Genomic DNA, 21,334 nt, shown 5'->3' on the forward strand with positions numbered 1-21,334 from the left:
TTCAGGACGTTGGTTCCGGGGGTGCATTGCAACTTGCAGCACGCATCCTGTTTGTAGGCGGAAACTGCGGTTCGCGATGTGCGCAACACCCCATGGTTGCGCGTGAGAAATGCCACAGTCCGCAACGGCATTGTGCGGCCACAACTTCGATGGCCCGGACCGCGGATTTTTTCCTTTCTATGCAATAGGCACTGGAACCCGGCGCGCGGCTGCGCGTAAGAAGGCGGCACATGGATCACACCAAAGCCAAACTCATCATTCGCCCTGCGACGGTTGCCGATGCCCCGGCCATCGCGCGGTTGTCCATCAAGGTCTATGGCAAGGCCGATTCCTTCACCCGCGCGGAAATCCGCGGCCAGCTCATCAACTTTCCCGAAGGCCAGTTCGTCGCTGAGTACGAGGGCAAGATCGTCGGCCACTGCGCGACGATGATCGTCAGCGCGGAACTCGCATTCAAGCCACATACCTGGGAAGAGATCAGCAATGGCGGCTATGGCCGCCCGCCGGCCGTCGATGGCGATGTCCTCTACGGCTTCGAGGTCTGCGTCGATCCCGATTTCCGCCGACTGCGCATCGGCCAGCGCCTGTATCGCAAGCGCAAGGAACTCTGCCAGCATTTCGAGCTGAAGGGCATCGCCTTTGCCGGTCGCATGCCCGGCTACGCCCGCCGTCGGCGCCAGTATCCCAATCCGGCCGACTACGTGCAGGCCGTGCGCGACAAGAAGGTGCGCGACCAGGTCATCCTGTTCCAGATGAACGAGGGGTACGAGCCGCGCGGGATCATGCCGGACTACATTCCGAACGACAAGGAATCCGGCGGCTACGCGGTCCTGATGTACTGGACCAATCCGCTTGCCCCGCGCGATACCGGCAAGGCCGTGCCAGGCCTGAAGGAACGGGTGCCCAGCTCGGTGCGCGTGGCGACCGTCCAGTTCATGATGCGCAAGATCGAGACGATCGACCAGTTCGAGGAACAGGTCGAGTACTGGGTCGACGTTGCATCGGACTACGAATCCGACTTCGTGGTCTTCCCCGAACTGTTCACGCTCGAACTCCTCTCCATCGAGGAGAAGAAGCTGCAGCCGGCGCAGGCAATCGAGAAAGTCGCTACCTATACCGACCGCTTCGTCGAGTTCATGTCGCGCATGGCGGTGAGCTACAACGTCAACATCATCGGCGGTTCGCACCCGACCAAGGTGAAGCGCGAAGGCGGCGGCAGCGAGATCCGCAACATCGGCTATACCTTCCTGCGCGACGGCGCCGTGCATCAATCGGAAAAGCTCCATCCCACGCCCTCGGAGCGCAGGTGGTGGAACATCCAGGGCGGCTATGGCGCCAACGTGATCCCGACCGACTGCGGACCGATCGGGGTGATGATCTGCTACGACAGCGAATTCCCTGAACTGGCGCGCCACCTCGTCAACCAGGGTGCGCTGATGCTGTTCGTGCCGTTCTGCACCGATGAGCGGCGCGGCTTCCTGCGCGCACACTATTGCTGTCAGGCGCGTGCGGTGGAGAACCAGGTCTACGTCATTACCTCGGGCGTCGTCGGCAACCTGCCGAACGTCGAGAACATGGATGTCCACTATGCCGAAAGCGCAATCCTGACGCCGTCGGATTTCCCGTTCTCGCGCGATGGTGTGGCTGCCCATGCCCCGGCCAATACCGAGACCATTGCCATTGCCGATCTATCGCTCGATTCCCTGCTGACGGCGCGTCAGTCGGGAACCGTCCAGAACCTGCGCGACCGTCGCTTCGACCTTTACCGGGTCGAATGGACGCAGCAGCAGGCCTGAGGCCGGGAAACCGCCATGGCCTTGCCAGACCTTCACGCCTTCGGCGCATTGTTCATCGCGCTGGGGATGTTCTACGGCTTTGCCAACGGCAGCTTGCGGGTCGAGATCGTCTCGCTGCTGACGATCGGTGCAATTGCCCTGCTGCTCTACGTCCTGCCGATGCCCGGACAGGACAAGTACGCAGGTCTGGCGCTCGCCTTCGAAGGCTTCGGGCACTACGCGCTGGTGACGATCTGTTCGCTGATGATCCTCGGGCGGGGGCTGGTCGTGACCGGCTCGCTGGATCCTGCGGCGCGGGCGCTGGCCAGGGTATGGCAGTACAACCAGCCGCTTGGGCTGCTGCTGACCGTGGTCATGTGCATGTTCCTGTCGATGATCATAAACGATACTCCGGTGCTCGTGCTGATGATTCCGATCCTGGCGCAATTGGCCGGGCGCGGGGGCATGCCGGCATCGAAGACGCTGATCCCGGTCAATGCCGCCATCCTGATCGGCGGCATGGCGACCACCATCGGCACCTCAACGAACCTGCTGGTCGTCTCGATCGCGCAGGATCTGGGGCTTAGGACGCTCACGGTGTTTCATTTCACGCCGATTGTCCTGTGCGCGATGGTCGTCGCGCTGCCCTATATCTGGCTGGTCATGCCGCGGCTGCTGCCCGACAATACCAAGGCCGTGGCGGTCGAAAGTCGCACCTTCCTTGCCAAGCTGCGGGTCGAGGGCGACTCGCCGATGCGCGGCAAGACCATCGAGGAAGTGCGCGGCAACGTGCCCGCGGGCGTGAGCGTCTGGTTGCCGGCCGGTGCGAACGGCTCGGTCGACCGGCGGGTCATGGCCTCGGGTACGCTGGAAGACCTGCAGGAGGCGGCCCGCAAGCTCTCCGCCAAGCTGGCGCCGACATGGTTGCTGGAGCGCATCCGGTCCAATTCCAGCCGCACCGGCGATGACCTTATGGTTGCCGAGATGATCATCGCGCCCGACAGCCGCCTGATCGGCCTGACGCCCAAGACGGCAGGTTTCGTCGGCGTGGCGCTGCTGGGCATCCACCATGCGCGCCAGCCGTTTCGCGATACCCGCCTGCATTCGCCCGATGCGCCGATGATGGAAGGCGACGTTCTGCTCGTCATGGGCATGGCGGGCGACCTGCGCCGCTTTGCCGAGAGCGACGGCCTGCTGCAGTTGGAAGGCGGGCAGGAGGTGACGCGTTCGACCAAGGCCCCGGTGGCTCTGGCGATCATGGCCGGCGCGGTCGGCCTCGCCAGCGTCGGTCTTGTACCGATCGCGATTTCCTCGCTGGCCGGTGCGATCCTGATGTTCGTGACCGGGTGCGTGCGGTTCGAGAGAGTGGGGCGCGCGCTGTCCGCGCAGGTCATCGTCCTCGTCGCCGCTTCCATTGCGCTGGGCAAGTTCATCCTCGTTTCCGGCGCCGCGGCATGGATGGGCGGCCTGCTGGCAACCGGCCTCCAGTACCTGCCGCCCGCCGGAGTGCTGGCCGCGATCATGGTCTTCGTCACCATGCTCACCAACTTCGCCTCGAACACTGCGGCAGCGGCTGTGGGCACCCCGATCGCCTTCAACATCGCCAGCCAGCTCAACCTGCCGCCAGAGCCGCTGGTGCTGGCGGTGCTGTTCGGCTGCAACCTGTGTTACGCAACCCCGGTCGCCTACCAGACCAACATGATGATCCTGACCGAGGGCGACTACCGTTTCGCGGACTACTTGCGCTCGGGAATCCCTTTGGTGCTGATCATGGTTGCCGCGCTCTCGACGACGCTGGTCTACTGGTACGGGATCTGAGCGAGAGAAAAATCAGCCGTCATCCCCACGCTGGCAGGGAAGACGGCTGTCTCTTCCTAAGATGATTTGCCGGTCAGGATCTGCTCGCGCAGTTCCTCCACCGGGGGCAGCCCCAGCCCGTCCAGCGATTCCACGCCGATGATCGCGTCCTCGCCGAAGCAGTTGGACAGCACGATCGTCTTGGGAACGATGCGCTTGCGGTTCGCCAGCGAATAGAAGGTGCGCACGGTCGGTGCGGCCGGTTCCTCGGGGTTCTGGTCGATCACCATGGCAATGCGTTCCGAACGCAGCAGCACGAAGGAGCCGACCGGGTAGACACCCAGCGCCTCGACGAAGCGGTCCAGCACCTCACCGTCGAACACGTCGCGCATCTCGATCAGTTCCTGCATGGCGTTGGCAGGGTCCGCCGCATGCCCGTTGAGCATGCCCGAGACGATGTGGTCGTACGTGTCGCACACGGCGGCCATGCGCGAGAGCGTGTCGATCTGCGAGCCGGTAAGGTTCTGCGGAAAGCCGGTTCCGTCCAGCCTTTCGTGATGGCGCATGACAGCGTGCAGCACCTCCTCGGGCACTTCCCCGGCCGCTTCGAGCAGGTCCTTGCCGATGTAGGGATGGCGGTGCCAGACGTCGCTCGGGATCGCGCTGATGCCCCCTTCATGCGGGTCAATATTGACGTAGAGCCGGCTCACCCCGACATCGAGCAGCAGTCCGGCCATTCCGGCATTGCGCGTGTCGGCGGGCGAAAGCCTCATCTGGCGGGCCAGCGAGATCATCAGCGCACTGACCGAGAGCATGTGCTGGTAGATCGTCTCGCTTTCCGCCTTGCAGCGCATCAGGCCGGAAAAGGCGTAGGGATTGCGCTGGATCGAAGCATAGATGTCCTCGACCACGGGTGTCACTTCGGCGACGCGCGGCGCCTTGCCGAGGCGCGCTTCGAGGAAGACCTTGGAGATGACCTTGCGGGCCTTGCCCGCGGTCTGTCGGGCCTTGCCGAATTCGCGTGCCACCGGGACCGGACCGGAACGGAACGCCGCGGAATCGCCGCCCGCCGGTCGCGCAATCACAGGCGCAGGACGGGGTATCGTGCGCCGTTCGAACTGCCGGGCCTGCATGGTGCCGTTCGGGCGCGGCGCGGAAGTCACGGTCGCCGTGGCCCTGTCTTCGTTCGCTGGCACGTCGATTCCGCGATCGGTGTCGATGATGATGGCGTCCAGCTTGCTTGCCCGCAGGGTCTCCAGCTTGTCTTCGTCAGCCACGACGAAGCGGGCCTTCCAGAAGGGATGGCTTAGCCAGTTCCCCTGAAAACCGTGAATGAACATGCCCAGTTCGACCTGGGACGTGGAAATTTTCTTTAACGCCATGCGACCGCCAAGTTTTGTCAATGACGGCAGGTTTGGGCGCATAGCGTTAAGAGAGGTTATGGTTTCTTTGGGTAACGGTCGCTTAACCAACTGTTGCATTGCCTCATGGACAAGCCTCGACCGGCCCTGCAACATAAGGACAACGCGCGATAAATTCGCAAGGGATGCGCGCGTTCGCCGAAGATGCGAAATGCTTAAGGGAGGATGAGGTCTTGATCAGTGCCATCGGTCTTGCAGGAGCCCTGATCCTGCTGATCTGGATGACCGTGCGGGGCGTGAACATCCTCCTTGCCGGGCCGATTGCCGCCGCGATCGTCGCGTGGACGAGCGGACTGGCGTGGCTGCCCCCGCTCGCCGCCGAAGGCGCGCCGGATTTCGCGACCGCCTACATGAAAGGCTTCACCGGCTTCTTCGGCGACTGGTTCCTGATGTTCCTGCTGGGCGCGATCTTCGGCGAAGTCATGGGCGCCAGCGGTGCGGCAGCCAGCGTGGCGCACTGGGTCGTGCGGAAAATCGGCATCCGCCATGCCGTGCTTGCGGTCGTCGCGGCCTGCGCCATCCTCACATACGGGGGCGTGTCGGTCTTCATCGTCGGCTTCGCGGTCTATCCCCTGGCCGTCCACCTGTTCCGCGAGGCTGACATGCCGCGCCGCTTCATCCCCGGCGCGCTGTGCTTCGGATCGGTAACGTTTACGATGACGAGCGCGGGCTCTCCCGAGATCCAGAACCTGATCCCGATGCAGTATCTGGGCACCGACGCCTATGCCGGCTGGCAGGTCAGCCTCGTCGTTGCGGTGCTGATGGCGGGGCTTGGCTATTTCCTGCTCGACCGCATGGTGAAGCGGGCCGTGGCGCGCGGTGAGCGCTTCGAGAGCAGGCCGGGCGACGATACCAGTTCCGCCGACCGGCACTTGCCCCATCCGCTGTTGTGCATCCTGCCGCTTGTCGCGGTTCTCGGCGTCTTCATGCTTTTCCAGTATCCGCAGGCGATAGCCGGTCTGGCGGCGCTGCTGCCCGGCGCGTCGCTGGGCAAATGGGCGCTGGTCGTCGCGCTGGGCGCGGGCACGGCAATCGCGGTCCTGATCGGCCTGCGCTCGCGCGGGGCCATGCCCGCCGCGTTTTCGCGCGGGGCGACCGGGGCGGTGGTGGCGATCACCAATACTTGCGCGGTCGTCGGTTTCGGGGCCGTGGCATCGCTGTCGCCCGCATTTCAGGCGGCGCTCGATGCCGTCCAGCACCTGCCGGGCGATCCGCTGATCGGCGCGGCCATTGCGGTGACCGTGATCGCGGGGCTTACCGGATCTGCTTCGGGCGGCCAGTCGATCGCGCTGCCCTTGCTGGCACCCGGCTATCTGGCCATGGGCGCGGACCCTTCGCAACTCCACCGGACCGTGGCCATCGCCAGCGGCGCGCTCGATAGCCTGCCGCACAACGGCTACGTGGTAACGACGATCCGGGCGATCTGCGGGGAGACCCACCGCGACGCCTATCCCGCCGTGGGGCTGCTGACCGTCGTGGTGCCGACGATCGGCCTTGCCGTCGCGATCGCGCTCTTTGCGATAAGCTGACGGGAACCGGCGGGCAGCCCGCCGGACCCTCGGTATTCCTGCAATCCTAAGGGTGAACTCAGGGCCTGCCCTTATTAACCTTGTTTCGCCGTCGCCGTCCTATCCGATCATGAGCCGGGCGAAGGGTCGCATCTTCCCGGCAGAGAAAAACGGGTCGGAGTTACAGGAATGGATCAGGGTGATCGCGCATCGCGCCAGGCAGAGAGGTTGTCCGTCATGGTCCCTGCCGTCTGCCGCCTGCGCAACGGGTTTCGCGACCAGGTGATGGTCTACGACATTTCCACCGGCGGTTGCCGAATCAAGAGCTGCGCGGTGAACTTGCGGGTCGGCGACATCGTCGTGGTCCGCCCCGAAATGCTCGAAGGACTGGGTGGCGAAGTGCGCTGGGTCATTGGCCGCGAGGCTGGCATCCGCTTCGTCCAGCCACTCTATGCGCCGGTCGTCGAGCACCTGCACCGCAACCACCGCACGTTCCTGACTTCGGTGCGCAATTCGGCTTCGCCGCCACTTCGGATGACTGCCTGAGAGCGGTCTATCGCCCCGAAGTCTGCTGCGCCGCGGCCTTCGGTGATGCGGCTTTCTCCGCTGCCGCCTTCTGTGCGGCAGCCCGTGCGGCTTCGGCAGCCTGCTGCGAAGGGCTCTGACCGTAGACGCTGACGGTTGCCGTTGGCACCAGCCCCTGGCTTTCCCCGTCCTGCGGCTGTTTCGGTATTTCCGCGCCCTTCGGCTTCGGCGAGGCGGCGGGGTCGGGCACAAGATGCCGGATATGCACTTCGATCCCGGCATCGGAGAAGAACTTCACCAGCGCGCCAAGGTGTTCCTCGTCGCCACTCGAAACCGTGACCCTGGCCATGCCCCAGCGTTGCAGGGCCCATAGCGCCAGATCGGCGGAAATCGCGCCTTCCGGGTGTTTCATGCCGTTCTCGCCGGAAAGGGCGACTTCCATTTCGGCCTGTGCCGGCGGCACGATCCTGACCGTCCAGCCCTGCGTCTCCTTGCTCGTGGCCTGTTCGGTCGTGCGATAGTCCGCCAGGGTCCAGCCTGGCGCAGGAATCGGCTCGACGTAGACCATGCGCTGGGCGCGGTCGCTCCAGACTGAGCGTGTCGGCAGGCCCACGCTCTGGCGGATGGCATTGAATGGCGGAACGTCTGCAGCGATGCCGGCTGCGGTGCGCTCCATGGCGGCGTCGACCATGGCACGGGTCTGGGCCTGCACGTCGGCGGCCAGGACCTGCTGGAGATTGATCGTCACTTCGTCGCCCAGCGCCTTGTGGATCAGTTCCTCGGCAGATGCCTCGGCGTTGGAGGTATAGCGGCGGGCGATCACCAGGGCGTCCACCGATGGCGCGCTGAATACGCTGGACTTGACGTCGAGCTGGGCGATGGTGACGCCCTTGGTCCCGCAGGCCTGCAGGATCGCAGCTCGCGCGGCGGTGCGGATCTTGGCCTCGGTCGACAGCTTCATCAGCGTCATCGACAGCGGCGTGCCGAGCGCGAGGAAGGCCGCGACAAGTATGGTCACGTAGCGCGGCGTCCATTCCACCTTGCCGAACGGGCGAGCGGCCCCGGAAAGGCGCGCGATAAGCGCAAAGGCAAAAGTGATCGCGGCGAGGTTGGTCAGGAACAGCAGCAGCGCGCCCATCGCGAACATCGGCTGGAACACGCCGATGCCATAGCCCACGACGGTCAGTGGCGGCATCAGCGCGGTCGCGATGGCAACGCCGATGGCGGTTCCGCCCTTGCCGATTACCGTCGAATAGCCACCCGCGATCCCGGAGAACAAGGCGACGGCAAGGTCGAGCAGGTTGGGCTCGGTACGCGCGAGGATTTCCGGCGTGGCGTTGCGGATCGGCGAAAGCCAGGTCAGCAGCATGCCGGTGAGAATGCCGATGGCCGCGCCCACCGCCACGACCTTGGCGGCGTCGCGGATGCGGTGGCCGTCGAGCGAGGCGAAGCCGAAGCCCATCGATGCGATCGGGGCCATCAGCGGCGAGACGAGCATTGCGCCGATGACGACTGCGGTCGAGGATTGCAGCAGGCCGAGAGTGGCGATGCCCGCGGCAAGGGCGCACATCAGGATGTAGCCGTTGGTCAGTTCTCCGTCCTTGCGCACGTGCTGGCGCAAGTCGTAGGCCTGATCCGGCGTCAGCTGGGGCAGCAGCACCGCATGGGCAAGGCGCAGGCGCACGAGGTGCACGAAGGCCTCGGCGCGGCGGATCCACATGGGCCGCTTCTTCCACGCGGCTTCCACCTTCTTCGCGAATTCGGCGTTCGGTTCGCGTGCATCGTGGAAGGATCGGCGGTCGGTGCCGGGCGGGTTCGACTGACCCGGCAAAGGGTCATCCGGCATGGCCGTCGGAGTATCGTTCATGGTCAGGCTTTCTGTGCCGGGGCCGTTGCCTGGCGGTTCCTGATGTGGCCGATCAGGCCGGAAATGGTGCTGCCCTGCGCAACAACCGCGAAGAGCACGACGATGTAGGTGACGACCAGCAGTTCGTCACGAATGATCGAGGCGGGGAGGGAAAGCGCGAGCGCGACCGAGATGCCGCCGCGAAGCCCGCCCCAGACCAGGGTGGGAAAGGCCAGCGGGCCCATGTCGATCAACTTCTCCATGGCCGCCAGCGGTACGCCGACCGCGATCATCCGGGCGATAAGCACGATGACGATCGCCCCCAGACCGGCGAGCATGTAGATGTTCTCGAATTCGAGTGCGATGACCTCGAGGCCGATCAGCAGGAACAGCACGGCGTTGAGGATCTCGTCGATCAGAGCCCAGAACTTGATGATGTAGTCGCGCGTCACGTCGCTCATGGCATGGGCGACACCGGCATTGCCGATGATCAGACCGGCGACCGCCATCGCCACTGGCCCGCTGACATGGAGCGCCATGGCGATGCTGTAGCCGCCCATGACGACGGCAAGGCTGATCATCGCCTCGATGTTGTACTCGTCGATGGACTTCATCGCGACGTAGCCGATCCAGCCGACCACGAGGCCGAGCACGGCGCCGCCCAGCGCTTCCTGCACGAAGTGGCCGATGGCGAAGGACCAGCTGAAGGTCTCGGCGCCGGTCGCCAGCGAGACCAGGATGGTGAAGACGACGACGCCGATACCGTCGTTGAACAGGCTCTCGCCTGCGACCGTGGCCTGCAGGGTATCGGGCATGGCCGCACGCTTCATCACCGCCATGACCGAGACCGGGTCGGTCGGCGATATCAGCGCGCCGAAGACGAGGCTCCACATGAGGGGCACGGTGAGGCCGAGCAGCATGGTCAGGTAGTGGAAGGCGAAGCCGACGATTGCCGTCGACAGGATTACGCCCACGGTACTGAAGACCAGGATCGGCCAGCGGCCCTTGCGCATGTTCGACCAGCTCACGTGCATCGCACCGGCGAACAGCAGGAACGATAGCATCCCCTCCATCAGCGTGGTGCTGAAGTCGATGTCGTTGAGGAAGCGTCCGAATTTCTCGGCCATGGTGCTGCTGGGCACCAGCTTGTCGTAAGCGACAATCAGCAGCGAGGCGAGCGTGCCCATGACCGTCAGTCCGACGGTCGAGGGCAGCTTGAGAACGCGGTAGTTGAAGTAACCGAGCCCGGCAGCAAGGACGATGAGGATCGCGGCGGCGTCGAACGCGGTCAGGTCATGCATGGACGCGACATTAGCCTGACCTGCAACGATTTCCTAGCTCGGGCGGACAGAATCGGAGAGAGTGGCCGTTCGCGCGCCGCCGCGTCAGCCCAGTTCCAGCCAGATCGAGCCGAAGCCGGGAAGGGCGCCGTCGCCGTCGCCGTTGACGAGCAGCAGCACTTCCCCCTGTGCATGTTCGGGCAAGGCGACCGGCTCTGCGCCCAGGTTGAACAGGCACAGGATACGCGTCTCACCCAAGGTGCGGGTGAAGGACAGCAGGTCGCCCTGCGCCCGGCACGCGGTAAGATCGCCGAACCGTAGCGCGGGATGGGCCTTGCGCAGCGCCAGGAGCTTGCGGGTGAACTGCAGGAGTGCTTCCGGGTCTTGTTCCTGCACGGAGACGGCGCGCGAGAGGTTGCGGGACGAGAGGGGTAGCCAGGGCGTGCCGGTGGTGAACCCGCCTTGCGGGCTTTCGTCCCAGGGCATCGGCGTGCGGGCCCCGTCGCGTGAGAGCGTCAGCGGCCAGTTGGCGATTGCCTCCGGGTCCTGCAGCAGTTCGTAGGGGATGGTGTCCTGTTCGAGGCCCAGTTCCTCGCCCTCGTAGATGATCGCATTGCCGCGCAGGGCGAGCAGCAGGGCCAGCTTGGTACGGGCGAAACGGGCCATGTCGCCCTCGGCGCACCAGCGCGAAACGGCGCGCGGCGCGTCGTGGTTCTCGAAGGCCCAGCTTGGCCAGCCTGCCGCTTCGTCCGGCCCGTCGGCCCAGCGTTCCAGCGTCGAGGCGACAACATCGGCGCTCAGCAGCGGTGCATAGAGGAAGTCGAAGCCGTAGGCGCTGTTCAGGCGGTCTTTCCCTGCGGTGTAGGCCCGTCGATCCGCCTGCGGTTCATCGCCACCGATCTCGGCCACGGTATGGATCGCGCCGGCGCCATATTCATCGCAAAGCGCGCGCAGCTTGCGCACGAAGTGGACCATGTCGGGGTGCGACTGGCTGTAGGTCTTGAGCTGGAAGTCGAAGGGCCGGGTCCGGACGCGCCCGTCCTCTGGGGCAGGCGGATTGTTGCGCAGCAGCGGATCGTGCATCGCGTGGTTCAGCGCATCGAGGCGGAACCCGTCGACGCCCCGGTCCAGCCAGAACCGCGCGACGTCCAGCACGGCCCGTTGCACTGCCGGTTCATGCATGTTGAGCTGCGGCTGCTCCTTGAGGAACGTGTGCATGTAGTACTGGCGGCGGCGCGCGTCCCAGGTCCAGGCCGGGCCGCCGAATACGGACTGCCAGTTGCTGGGTGGCCCCCCGTCGGGTCGGGGATCGTGCCACACGTACCAGTCGGCCTTGTCGCCGTTGCGCGAGGCGCGGCTCTCGGTGAACCAGGGGTGCAGGTCCGATGTATGGGCATAGACCTGGTCGATGATGACCTTGAGACCCAGACCGTGCGCGCGTTCGACCAGCGCGTCGAAGTCGGCAAGGGTGCCGAAGATCGGGTCGACATCGCAATAGTCGGCCACGTCGTAGCCGAAATCGCGCATCGGAGAGGTGAAGAAGGGCGAGATCCAGATCGCGTCGACGCCCAGCGATGCGACATGGTCGAGCCGCCGGGTGATTCCGGGCAGGTCGCCGATGCCGTCGCCATTCGAATCCTGGAAGCTGCGCGGGTAGATCTGGTAGATTACGGCGCCCTTCCACCAAGGCGTCGCAGTAGCGGTCTCGGGCAGGCTCATGCGCACCTTTCGCGGCTGAGGACTCTGCGCGAACATAGATCACCGATTGACGCCGTGCGCAAATTTTTTGCGGCAGTGCACAATGGCACTTGTAGCGGGGCGGGGCTGTGCTAGCCATGTCTTCGGAAGATTGGGATCGAGAGGAGGGTGTCGCCCCCGTATCGGCGATAATCGGTGCCGCATCCTGGCGCCTGAACGGGCGGCCCGGACGGCCTGTTCAGGAGTGCGCCCGTGGCTACTGATCCTGTCCTCGATTCCAAGACCGCCTTCCAGTCGGAGTTCGACGAACATATCGTCCGTGTCCTGCGCCACCGCATCGGCAAGGACGAGAAGGCAGCCAAGAAGCACGACTGGTACAACGCGTCGATCTATGCCCTGCGCGATGCCATCATCGACCGCTGGATCGAATCGACGCGCCGCACTTACGACGCCGGCGACAAGCGCGTGTACTACCTCTCGATGGAGTTCCTGATCGGGCGGTTGCTGCGCGATGCACTGTCCAACATGGGCATGACCCGCGAGATGGAACAGGCACTGCGGGCCCATGGGCTCGATCTTGCCGAACTTGAAGAGCTCGAGCCCGACGCGGCGCTTGGCAACGGTGGCCTCGGGCGCCTTGCCGCCTGCTTCATGGAAAGCCTCGCGACGCTCGACATTCCCGCTTACGGCTACGGCATCCGTTACGTGAACGGCATGTTCCGCCAGCGCATCAGCGACGGCTGGCAGGTCGAGCTGCCCGAGACCTGGCTGGCCCACGGCAATCCCTGGGAATTCGATCGGATGGAGTGTTCCTACCGGATCGGCTTCGGCGGCGAGGTCGTGGCCAATGGCGACCATGTGACCTGGAATCCCGCCGAGGCGGTGGAGGCGACGGCCGTCGATACGCCGGTCGTCGGCTGGCGCGGCAAGCGGGTGAATACCCTGCGCCTGTGGACCGCGAGCCCGCTCGATCCGATCCGGCTCGACGCTTTCAATGCGGGCGACCACTTCGGGGCGCTGGAAGAGCAGGTGCGGGCCGACAGCCTCGTGCGCGTCCTCTATCCGGCGGACCAGACCCCGGCCGGGCAGGAACTGCGCCTGCGACAGGAGTACTTCTTCACCGCGGCATCGGTGCAGGACATCGTGCGCCGGCACATGCAGTACGATGGCGACATCCGTACCTTGCCGGAGAAGGCCGCGATCCAGCTCAACGACACGCACCCATCGGTTGCGGTGGCTGAACTGATGCGCCTGTTCGTCGACGAACACGGGCTGGAGTTCAACGAAGCCTGGGCGCTGTGCCAGAAGACCGTTTCCTACACCAACCACACCCTGCTGCCCGAGGCGCTGGAGTCCTGGCCGCTGCCGCTGTTCGAACGGCTGCTGCCGCGCCACATGCAGATCATCTACGCGATCAACAGCCGCGTCCTGCGCGAGGCGCGCAAGGCAGGTTGCGACGACGCGCAGATCGCGGCCATCTCGCTCATCGACGAGGGCGGTGAGCGGCGCGTGCGCATGGCCAACCTTGCCTTTGCCGGCGCCCATTCGATCAACGGCGTGGCGGCCCTGCATACCGAGCTGATGAAAGAGACGGTCTTCGCCGACCTGCATCGGCTCTATCCGGATCGGATCAACAACAAGACCAATGGCGTCACTCCGCGCCGCTGGCTGCAGCAGTGCAATCCCGGGCTGACCAAGGTCATCCGCGATGCAATCGGCGATGAATTCCTCGACGATGCCGCCAAGCTGGCCGACCTCAATGCGCTGGCCGGCGATGCAGCGTTGGGTGAGCGGATCGCCGAGGTGAAGCGCTCGAACAAGGTCGCACTGTCCGATTACATCAAGCGGACCATGGGCATCCGCCTCGATCCCGATGCGCTGTTCGACGTGCAGATCAAGCGCATCCACGAATACAAGCGCCAGCTGCTCAACCTGATCGAGACGGTGGCGCTCTACGACCAGATCCGCAGCCATCCCGAACGCGACTGGATCCCGCGCGTGAAGATTTTCGGCGGCAAGGCTGCGCCGAGTTATCACAACGCCAAGCTCGTCATCAAACTGGCTAACGACATCGCCCGCAGGGTCAACGCCGACCCCTCGGTTGGCGGGCTGCTCAAGGTCGTCTTCGTGCCCAACTACAACGTCAGCCTGGCCGAGCGGATCATCCCGGCGGCGGACCTGTCGGAACAGATCTCGACCGCGGGCATGGAAGCCTCGGGCACCGGCAACATGAAATTCGCGCTAAACGGCGCGCTCACCATCGGCACGCTCGACGGCGCCAATGTCGAGATCAGGGACCATGTCGGAGACGACAACATCGTCATTTTCGGCCTCACCGCCGAACAGGTGGCGGAAAAGCGCGCCGACGGGTACAATCCGCGCGAAATCATCGAAGGTTCGCGCGAACTGGGGCAGGCACTCTGCGCGATCGCCTCGGGGGTGTTCTCGCCCGACGATCCGAACCGCTATGCCGGACTTGTCGGCGGCATCTACGACCATGACTGGTTCATGTGCGCGGCCGACTTCGACAGCTATTCCGCGGCCCAGCGCTCGGTCGATGCGCGCTGGGAAGACAAGACGGGCTGGCGCAAAGCGGCGATCCGCAACATCGCCAATGTCGGCTGGTTCTCCTCGGACCGGACCATCGCGGAATATGCCAAAGACATCTGGAAGGTCATGTGAAGCCAACGAAGAGCGCCCTTGAATCCCTTCTTCTAGGTTCTCACGCCGATCCTTTTTCGTTGCTTGGAATGTATTCCGGTCCGACCGGCACTTTCGCCCGGGCGATTCTGCCCGGAGCCGATACGGTCGAGGCTTTCAGTCTCGACGGCAAGGCGCTCGGCGCGCTCGACAAGGTCGATGACCGCTTCCTGTTCGAAGGCAAGCTGCAGGGCGATCCGCAGCCGGTGCGCTATCGCTGCAGCGCCGGTGCGCATGACTGGCTCGTCACCGATCCCTACAGCTTCGGGCCGGTGCTGGGTCCGCTGGACGATCTGCTGATCGCGGAAGGCACTCACCAGCGCCTGTTCGACAAGCTGGGCGCCCACATCATCGATCACCAGGGGGCGAGCGGCGTCCACTTTGCCGTCTGGGCGCCCAACGCTCGGCTCGTGAGCGTGGTCGGCGATTTCAACGACTGGGACCCGGCCCGCCATGTCATGCGCCATCGCAAGGACATCGGCGTCTGGGAGATCTTCATTCCCGACATCGGCGATTATCGCGCCTACAAGTACCACATCGTCGGGGCCGACGGCGCGGTGCAGCCGCTCAAGGCCGATCCGTTTGCCTTCATGGCCGAGATCCGCCCCAAGAGCGCTTCGATGACTGCGCACCCGGCCAAGCTCGACTGGGGAGACGAGGCGCATCGTGCACACTGGGCATCGGTCGATCCGCGCAAGGTGCCGATCTCGATCTACGAGGTCCATGCCGGTTCGTGGCAGCGCGACCAGTGGAACTGGTTTCTCAACTGGGACGAACTGGCCGAACGGCTCATCCCCTATGTCGTCGACATGGGCTTTACCCATATCGAGTTCCTGCCGATCAGCGAGCATCCCTACGATCCCTCGTGGGGCTACCAGACCACCGGCCTGTTTGCGCCGACCGCCCGCTTCGGCGAGCCGGCGGGCTTCGCACGGTTCGTGGACGGTGCGCACCGTGCCGGCATCGGCGTGCTTCTCGACTGGGTTCCGGCGCACTTTCCCACCGACGAACACGGCCTCGTCCGCTTCGACGGCACCGCGCTTTACGAGCACGAGGACCCGAGGCTCGGCTATCATCCGGACTGGAATACGCTGATCTACAATTTCGGGCGGCGCGAAGTCTCCAGCTTCCTCGTCAACAATGCGCTGTTCTGGGCCGAGCGCTACCATGTCGACGGGCTGCGCGTGGATGCCGTCGCCTCGATGCTTTACCGCGATTATTCGCGCAAGGCGGGCGAGTGGATCCCCAATCCGCAGGGCGGGCGGGAGAACTGGGAGGCGGTGGATTTCCTGCGCGCCACCAACCGTGCGCTCTATGGAACGCATCCCGGCTTCATGACCTTCGCCGAAGAATCGACGGCATGGCCCGGCGTGACCCAGCCTGCCTACGATGCCGAGGGTGGGGAGCGGCCCACTTCGCTTGGTTTCGGCTTCAAGTGGAACATGGGCTTCATGCACGACACCCTGCAGTACATGAGCCGCGATTCCGTCCACCGGCGCTACCACCATCAGGACATCACTTTCGGCCTGATGTACGCCTTCAGCGAGAATTTCGTTCTGCCGCTCAGCCATGACGAGGTGGTCCACGGCAAGGGCTCGCTGCTCAACAAGATGAGCGGCGACGAATGGCAGAAATTCGCCAATCTGCGGGCCTACTATGCGCTCATGTGGGGGTATCCAGGCAAGAAGCTGCTGTTCATGGGGCAGGAATTCGCGCAGCGGCGCGAATGGAGCGAGGAGCGCGCACTCGACTGGGAACTGCGCGATGCCCCCGCGCATGAAGGCATCCGCAATCTGGTGAAGGATCTCAATCGCCTCTACCGCCAGAAGCCCGCGCTTCATGCCGGCGATTGCGACGCGGGCTGCTTCGAATGGCTCATTGTCGACGATGCCGAGAATTCGGTCTTCGCCTGGCTGCGCAAGGCGCCGGGCGCGAAGCCGATTGCGGTGATATCGAACATGACCCCGGCGCTGCGCAGCGGATACCGCGTGCCGCTGCCGCACGAGGGCAAGTGGAACGAGATCCTCAACAGCGATTCCGCGCATTACGGCGGATCGGGCAAGGGGAACCTGGGTCAGGTGAAGTCTGAAGGCGGCGCGGCAACGGTGACCTTGCCGCCGCTGGGTACGATCATGCTCGAATATGCGGGCTGAAGCAGGAGAGGGGTGATGAGAAGTCCAATCGGTCAGCCGCTTGCGCGCGATGCCATGGCCTATGTCCTTGCCGGTGGGCGGGGCAGCCGTCTGGCGGAACTGACAGACAATCGCGCCAAGCCTGCGGTCTATTTCGGCGGCAAGACGCGGATCATCGACTTCGCCCTTTCGAACGCGATCAACTCCGGGATACGCCGCATCGGCGTCGCCACGCAGTACAAGGCGCATAGCCTCATCCGCCACATGCAGCGGGCATGGAACTTCATGCGCCCCGAACGCAACGAGAGCTTCGACATACTGCCCGCCAGCCAGCGCATTTCCGAAATGCTGTGGTACGAAGGCACGGCCGATGCGGTATTCCAGAACATCGACATCATTGCCGCGCACGGGCCGAAGTACATGGTCATCCTGGCCGGCGACCATGTCTACAAGATGGACTACGAGCTGATGCTGCAGCAGCACGTCAATTCCGGCGCGGACGTCACTGTCGGCTGTCTTGTCGTGCCGCGCAAGGAAGCGACCGGCTTCGGGGTCATGCACGTTGACAAGGACGATCGCATCACCGCCTTCGTCGAAAAGCCCGCCAATCCGCCGGGCATTCCCGGGCAGGAGGACATGGCGCTCGCCTCCATGGGCATCTACGTTTTCGAGACGGAGTTCCTGTTCGACCAGTTGCGCCGCGATGCCGACGATCCCGATTCCAAGCGCGACTTCGGCGGGGACATCATCCCCTACATCGTCAAGAACGGGAAGGCGCAGGCCCACCGCTTCACCCATTCGTGCATTCGCGCGGCCGAGGAGATCGAGGAATACTGGCGCGACGTCGGTACGGTGGACGCCTATTTCGAGGCCAACCTGGATCTCACCGATACCGTGCCCAAGCTCGACATGTACGATCGCGACTGGCCGATCTGGTCGGACGCGGTGGTCGCCGCGCCCGCCAAGTTCGTCCATGACGAGGAAGGGCGGCGCGGCATGGCGATATCCTCGCTGATCTCCAACGACTGCATCGTCTCGGGCTCGACCGCCCGGCGTTCGCTGCTGTTTACCGGCGTCAAGATGGGCAGCTATTCCAGCGTCGATGAAGCGGTGATCCTGCCCTATTGCAACATCGGCCGCGGGGCGCGATTGAGCCGCGTCATCATCGATTCCGGCGTACGTATCCCTGAAGGGCTGGTAGTCGGCGAAGACCCGGTATTCGATGGCCAGCGCTTCCGCCGCACCGAAAACGGTGTGTGCCTGATTACCAAGTCCATGATCCAGCGACTGGAGAAGTGAACGAGTGCCGTTGAATGTCCTGAGCGTCGCGTCCGAAGCAGTTCCGCTGATCAAGACCGGCGGGCTTGCCGACGTGGCCGGGGCTTTACCCGGTGCGGTAGCCGATCATGGCGCGGCGATGACCACGCTGCTTCCCGGTTATCCGTCCGTGCTCAAGGCGATGCCCCGGGCGCGGCCCGTTCACCAGTGGGATTCGCTTCTCGGCACGCCGGCGCGGCTGCTGTCGGGCAAGATCGGAACCAAGGGCGCGGAATATCCGCTGCTGGTTCTCGACGCGCCGGAGCTCTTCACCCGCGACGGCAGCCCTTACAGCGACATCTCGGGCAAGGATTGGAGCGACAACTGGCGGCGTTTCGCGGCGCTGGGCCGGGCGGCGGCCGATCTTGCCGGTGGCGCCATGGTCAAGCGCGGCAAACCGCAGGGTTTCGACCTCGTCCATGCGCACGACTGGCAGGCAGCGATGACCTGTGCGTACCTGCGCTATGCACCTTATGGCGAGGCGCGCATCCCTTCGGTCGTGACGATTCACAACATGGCCTTTCAGGGCTGGTTCGGCAAAGAGGTTTTCGCGCAGTTGGGCCTGCCGCCCAAGGCCTGGACGATGGACGGGGTCGAGTATCACGGCGGCGTCGGCATGTTGAAGGCGGGCCTCGCCTGCGCCGATGCAGTGACGACAGTCAGCCCGACTTATGCGCGCGAGATCCGTTCCGGCACGTTCGGCATGGGGCTGGAGGGCCTGATCATTGCGCGCGGCCATGCGGTTTCGGGCATCCTCAACGGCATCGATACCGATGTCTGGAATCCGGCTACCGACAAGGCGCTGGCGGCTACCTTCACGGCGCGAACGCTTGAGCGGCGTATGGCGAACAAGCGTGCGCTGGAAGCCGAGTTCGATCTCGATGAGGACGACGGTCCGCTGTTCATCGTCGTCAGCCGACTGACCTGGCAAAAGGGCATGGATGTCCTGCCCGAAGTGCTGGACCATCTCGTCGGCATCGGCGGCAGGCTGGCGCTGCTCGGCTCGGCCGATCCGCATATCGAGCAGCAGCTGTTCGAAGGCGCCGCGCGCCATCCCGGCCGCGTCGGCATTCGCATCGGCTATGACGAGGACCTGTCCCACCGCATGCAGGGCGGCGGCGATGCGATCCTCGTCCCGTCGCGGTTCGAACCTTGCGGACTGACCCAGCTCTATGGCCTTGCCTACGGCTGCGTTCCGGTGGTCTCGCGCACCGGCGGTCTGGCCGATACGGTGATCGACGCGAACCCGGCCGCGCTTGCCGCGGGCTGTGCCACCGGCATCCAGCATGACGGCGTGACTTACGATGCCCTCGCCGCTGCGCTGACCCGCACCGTCGATCTCTATCGCCAGCCCGCGGTCTGGCAGAAGATCCAGAAGAACGCGATGAAGTGCGACTTTTCCTGGAAGGCGAGCGGCAAGGCCTATGCCGATCTCTATCGCTCGCTGATGACATGACGCTGCTCGGCGCGACGGTGCGGGACGGGGCCACGCGCTTCGCCGTGCGCTCCCCGAAAGCCGAGCGCGTCTGGCTGTGCCTGTTCAACGGCCGCAAGGAAACACGCCACGAAATGGCGCGCGACGGTGACGTCTGGACGCTCGAATTGCCGGAGGACCTGACCGGGACGCGCTATGGCTATCGCGCTGCTGGAGAGTGGGCGCCGGAGCGGGGCCGCTGGTTCGATTCCGCCAAGCTGCTGGTCGATCCCTATGCCGTGGAACTGGACCGCCGCTTCCGACAGGACCGGCGGCTGTCGGCATTCGGCAAGGATACCGCCGCCATCGTTCCCAAGGCGCGCGTTCCCGCGCCGCTCCCGCCCGTCGCGGTCCGGCCGCCGCATTTTGCCGCCGGCGGGCTGATCTACGAAGTCAACGTGCGTGCCTTCACGATGTGCCATCCCGAGGTGCCCCGGCGCCTGCGCGGGACCGTGGCGGCGCTGGCGCATCCGGCCGTGCTGGCGCACCTGAAAAAGCTCCATGTCATGGCTGTCGAACTGATGCCCGTGGTGGCGTGGATCGACGAGCGGCACTTGCCGCCGCTCGGCCTCGTGAACGCCTGGGGCTATAACCCGGTGGCGATGATGGCACTCGATCCCGGTCTGTGCCCCGGCGGCATCACCGAATTGCGCGAGACTGTCGCGGCGCTTCATGCCGAGGGGATCGGCGTCCTGCTCGATCTTGTATTCAACCATACCGGCGAAAGCGATGTCGAGGGCGGGGTGATCTCGCTGCGCGGTCTTGACGATGCAGTCTATGGCCGTGCGCCGGACGGCTCGCTGATCAACGATTCCGGCTGCGGCAATACGCTCGACTTCGCCAATCCCGCCGTCCGCCGTCTCGCGCTCGATGCCATGCGCCACTTCGTCAGCCGGTGCGGTGTCGACGGGTTCCGCTTCGACCTTGCACCCATCCTCGCACGCGGGCCGGGGTTCGATCCCGCCGCGCCGATCTTCACCGAGATCGACGACGACCCGCTGCTGTCGAACCGGGTGCTTATCGCCGAGCCCTGGGACATCGGTCCGGGCGGTTATCAGCTCGCCAATTTTCCGGCGCACTGGCTGGAATGGAACGACCGCTTCCGCGACGACGTCCGTCGCTTCTGGCGCGAGGAAGAGGGTGTGGGCAAGCTGGCGACACGGCTGGCAGGATCGTCCGACATCTTCGGGCCGCACTGGCCTCATTCCGACTGCCGCTCGGTCAACTTCCTCGCCGCGCACGACGGCTTCACGCTGGCGGACACGGTTTCCTACGCGCATCGCCACAATGAGGCCAACGGCGAGCAGAACCGCGACGGGCACGGCGAGAACTTCAGCTGGAACAACGGTGCCGAAGGGCCGACGGACGATCCTCACGTGCTGGCAAGGCGTGCCCATGACCTGCGGGCGCTGCTCGGCACGCTGTTCGCTTCGACCGGGACGATCATGCTGACCGCGGGTGACGAATTCGGCCATAGCCAGCAAGGCAACAACAACGCCTATTGCCAGGACAACGAAATCGGCTGGATCGACTGGGAAAGCCGCGATCTCGGCCTGGAAGATCATGTCGCCCGGCTCTCGCTCGTGCGGGCGAAACGGCGGGCATGGTTCGCGCGCTTTCCCGATACGGTGGAATGGCACAGGCTGGATGGCGTCCCCAAGACCGTCATCGACTGGGAGAATCCGCATAGCGCAGGCTTCGTTTACGAGGCGCGCGAAGAGGACGGCGGCATTCGCGTCGAAGTGCGCCGTCACGATCGCGAAGTGCGCCTCACTGCAATCTGAATTGACCCGATCGGTTACGCCGCGCTTGCCTTCCGCGCGCTTTGCCGCAATGACCCGCTCCCGCCCGGGGGGGCATC

Annotated in this window: 13 protein-coding genes; 9 read left to right on the forward strand and 4 right to left on the reverse strand. The window is 64.8% G+C overall.

What is annotated here, in order from left to right:
* Positions 1–230: 230 nt before the first annotated feature.
* Complete coding sequence (locus B5483_RS10235) at positions 231–1,796, forward strand: carbon-nitrogen hydrolase family protein (protein WP_079730232.1); 1,566 nt, start codon at positions 231–233, stop codon at positions 1,794–1,796.
* Between the two features lie 15 nt (positions 1,797–1,811).
* Positions 1,812–3,593: an SLC13 family permease gene (locus B5483_RS10240; RefSeq protein ID WP_054944385.1), complete on the forward strand. Its 1,782-nt coding sequence runs from the start codon at positions 1,812–1,814 to the stop codon at positions 3,591–3,593.
* A 56-nt stretch (positions 3,594–3,649) separates the two neighbouring features.
* Here B5483_RS10240 and B5483_RS10245 read toward each other — a convergent pair whose 3' ends face one another.
* Entirely contained in the window at positions 3,650–4,954 is a 1,305-nt protein-coding gene (locus B5483_RS10245) for a cyclic di-GMP phosphodiesterase (protein WP_139383953.1), read from the reverse strand.
* 212 nt (positions 4,955–5,166) lie between these two features.
* On the opposite strand from B5483_RS10245, the gene B5483_RS10250 reads away from it, so the two are divergent.
* Both B5483_RS10250 and B5483_RS10255 read left to right on the forward strand, forming a co-directional pair.
* On the forward strand, positions 5,167–6,522 hold the full coding sequence (locus B5483_RS10250) for a GntP family permease (protein ID WP_176167996.1): 1,356 nt from the start codon (positions 5,167–5,169) through the stop codon (positions 6,520–6,522).
* 168 nt (positions 6,523–6,690) lie between these two features.
* Positions 6,691–7,047: a PilZ domain-containing protein gene (locus B5483_RS10255; RefSeq protein WP_054944383.1), complete on the forward strand. Its 357-nt coding sequence runs from the start codon at positions 6,691–6,693 to the stop codon at positions 7,045–7,047.
* Between the two features lie 7 nt (positions 7,048–7,054).
* Here B5483_RS10255 and B5483_RS10260 read toward each other — a convergent pair whose 3' ends face one another.
* The 3 genes from B5483_RS10260 to B5483_RS10270 all read right to left on the reverse strand — a co-directional run bounded on the left by B5483_RS10260 (position 7,055) and on the right by B5483_RS10270 (position 11,871).
* A complete protein-coding gene (locus B5483_RS10260) occupies positions 7,055–8,893 on the reverse strand; it encodes a DUF389 domain-containing protein (protein ID WP_079730235.1) in 1,839 nt (612 codons plus the stop codon).
* A gap of 2 nt (positions 8,894–8,895) precedes the next feature.
* Positions 8,896–10,173: a cation:proton antiporter gene (locus B5483_RS10265; RefSeq protein WP_079730236.1), complete on the reverse strand. Its 1,278-nt coding sequence runs from the start codon at positions 10,171–10,173 to the stop codon at positions 8,896–8,898.
* An 84-nt stretch (positions 10,174–10,257) separates the two neighbouring features.
* On the reverse strand, positions 10,258–11,871 hold the full coding sequence (locus B5483_RS10270; RefSeq protein ID WP_079730380.1) for an alpha-amylase family glycosyl hydrolase: 1,614 nt from the start codon (positions 11,869–11,871) through the stop codon (positions 10,258–10,260).
* Between the two features lie 231 nt (positions 11,872–12,102).
* On the opposite strand from B5483_RS10270, the gene B5483_RS10275 reads away from it, so the two are divergent.
* Genes B5483_RS10275 through glgX form a run of 5 tightly spaced genes read left to right on the forward strand, consistent with a single transcriptional unit; the run spans position 12,103 to position 21,257 of the window.
* Positions 12,103–14,532 (forward strand): glycogen/starch/alpha-glucan phosphorylase, encoded by a 2,430-nt coding sequence (locus tag B5483_RS10275; RefSeq protein ID WP_079730237.1) that lies wholly within the window; start codon positions 12,103–12,105, stop codon positions 14,530–14,532.
* Complete coding sequence (gene glgB, locus B5483_RS10280) at positions 14,529–16,703, forward strand: 1,4-alpha-glucan branching protein GlgB (protein WP_079730238.1); 2,175 nt, start codon at positions 14,529–14,531, stop codon at positions 16,701–16,703. The genes B5483_RS10275 and glgB overlap by 4 nt, the downstream gene beginning before the upstream one ends.
* Before the next feature lie 15 nt (positions 16,704–16,718).
* Positions 16,719–17,981 carry a glucose-1-phosphate adenylyltransferase gene (gene glgC, locus B5483_RS10285; protein WP_079730239.1) on the forward strand — a complete coding sequence of 421 codons (1,263 nt, stop codon included), beginning with the start codon at positions 16,719–16,721 and terminating at the stop codon, positions 17,979–17,981.
* Positions 17,982–17,985: 4 nt separating this feature from the next.
* On the forward strand, positions 17,986–19,455 hold the full coding sequence (glgA, locus tag B5483_RS10290; RefSeq protein WP_054944378.1) for a glycogen synthase GlgA: 1,470 nt from the start codon (positions 17,986–17,988) through the stop codon (positions 19,453–19,455).
* The gene (gene glgX, locus B5483_RS10295) at positions 19,452–21,257 is read left to right on the forward strand and encodes a glycogen debranching protein GlgX (protein ID WP_079730240.1); all 1,806 of its coding nucleotides are present in this window, start codon (positions 19,452–19,454) and stop codon (positions 21,255–21,257) included. The genes glgA and glgX overlap by 4 nt, the downstream gene beginning before the upstream one ends.
* The last annotated feature ends 77 nt before the right edge of the window (positions 21,258–21,334 follow it).

Origin of the sequence: Novosphingobium mathurense (genome assembly GCF_900168325.1) — a bacterium.
In the GTDB taxonomy this organism is placed as follows: Bacteria; Pseudomonadota; Alphaproteobacteria; order Sphingomonadales; family Sphingomonadaceae; genus Novosphingobium; species Novosphingobium mathurense.

Coding starts and splice junctions, on each gene's coding strand:
- B5483_RS10260 (WP_079730235.1), bottom strand. CDS start 8,893: ATGAACGATACTCCGACGGCCATGCCGGATGACCCTTTGCCGGGTCAG.
- B5483_RS10270 (WP_079730380.1), bottom strand. CDS start 11,871: ATGAGCCTGCCCGAGACCGCTACTGCGACGCCTTGGTGGAAGGGCGCC.
- B5483_RS10255 (WP_054944383.1), top strand. CDS start 6,691: ATGGATCAGGGTGATCGCGCATCGCGCCAGGCAGAGAGGTTGTCCGTC.
- B5483_RS10240 (WP_054944385.1), top strand. CDS start 1,812: ATGGCCTTGCCAGACCTTCACGCCTTCGGCGCATTGTTCATCGCGCTG.
- glgC (WP_079730239.1), top strand. CDS start 16,719: ATGAGAAGTCCAATCGGTCAGCCGCTTGCGCGCGATGCCATGGCCTAT.
- B5483_RS10265 (WP_079730236.1), bottom strand. CDS start 10,173: ATGCATGACCTGACCGCGTTCGACGCCGCCGCGATCCTCATCGTCCTT.
- B5483_RS10245 (WP_139383953.1), bottom strand. CDS start 4,954: ATGGCGTTAAAGAAAATTTCCACGTCCCAGGTCGAACTGGGCATGTTC.
- B5483_RS10235 (WP_079730232.1), top strand. CDS start 231: ATGGATCACACCAAAGCCAAACTCATCATTCGCCCTGCGACGGTTGCC.
- glgX (WP_079730240.1), top strand. CDS start 19,452: ATGACGCTGCTCGGCGCGACGGTGCGGGACGGGGCCACGCGCTTCGCC.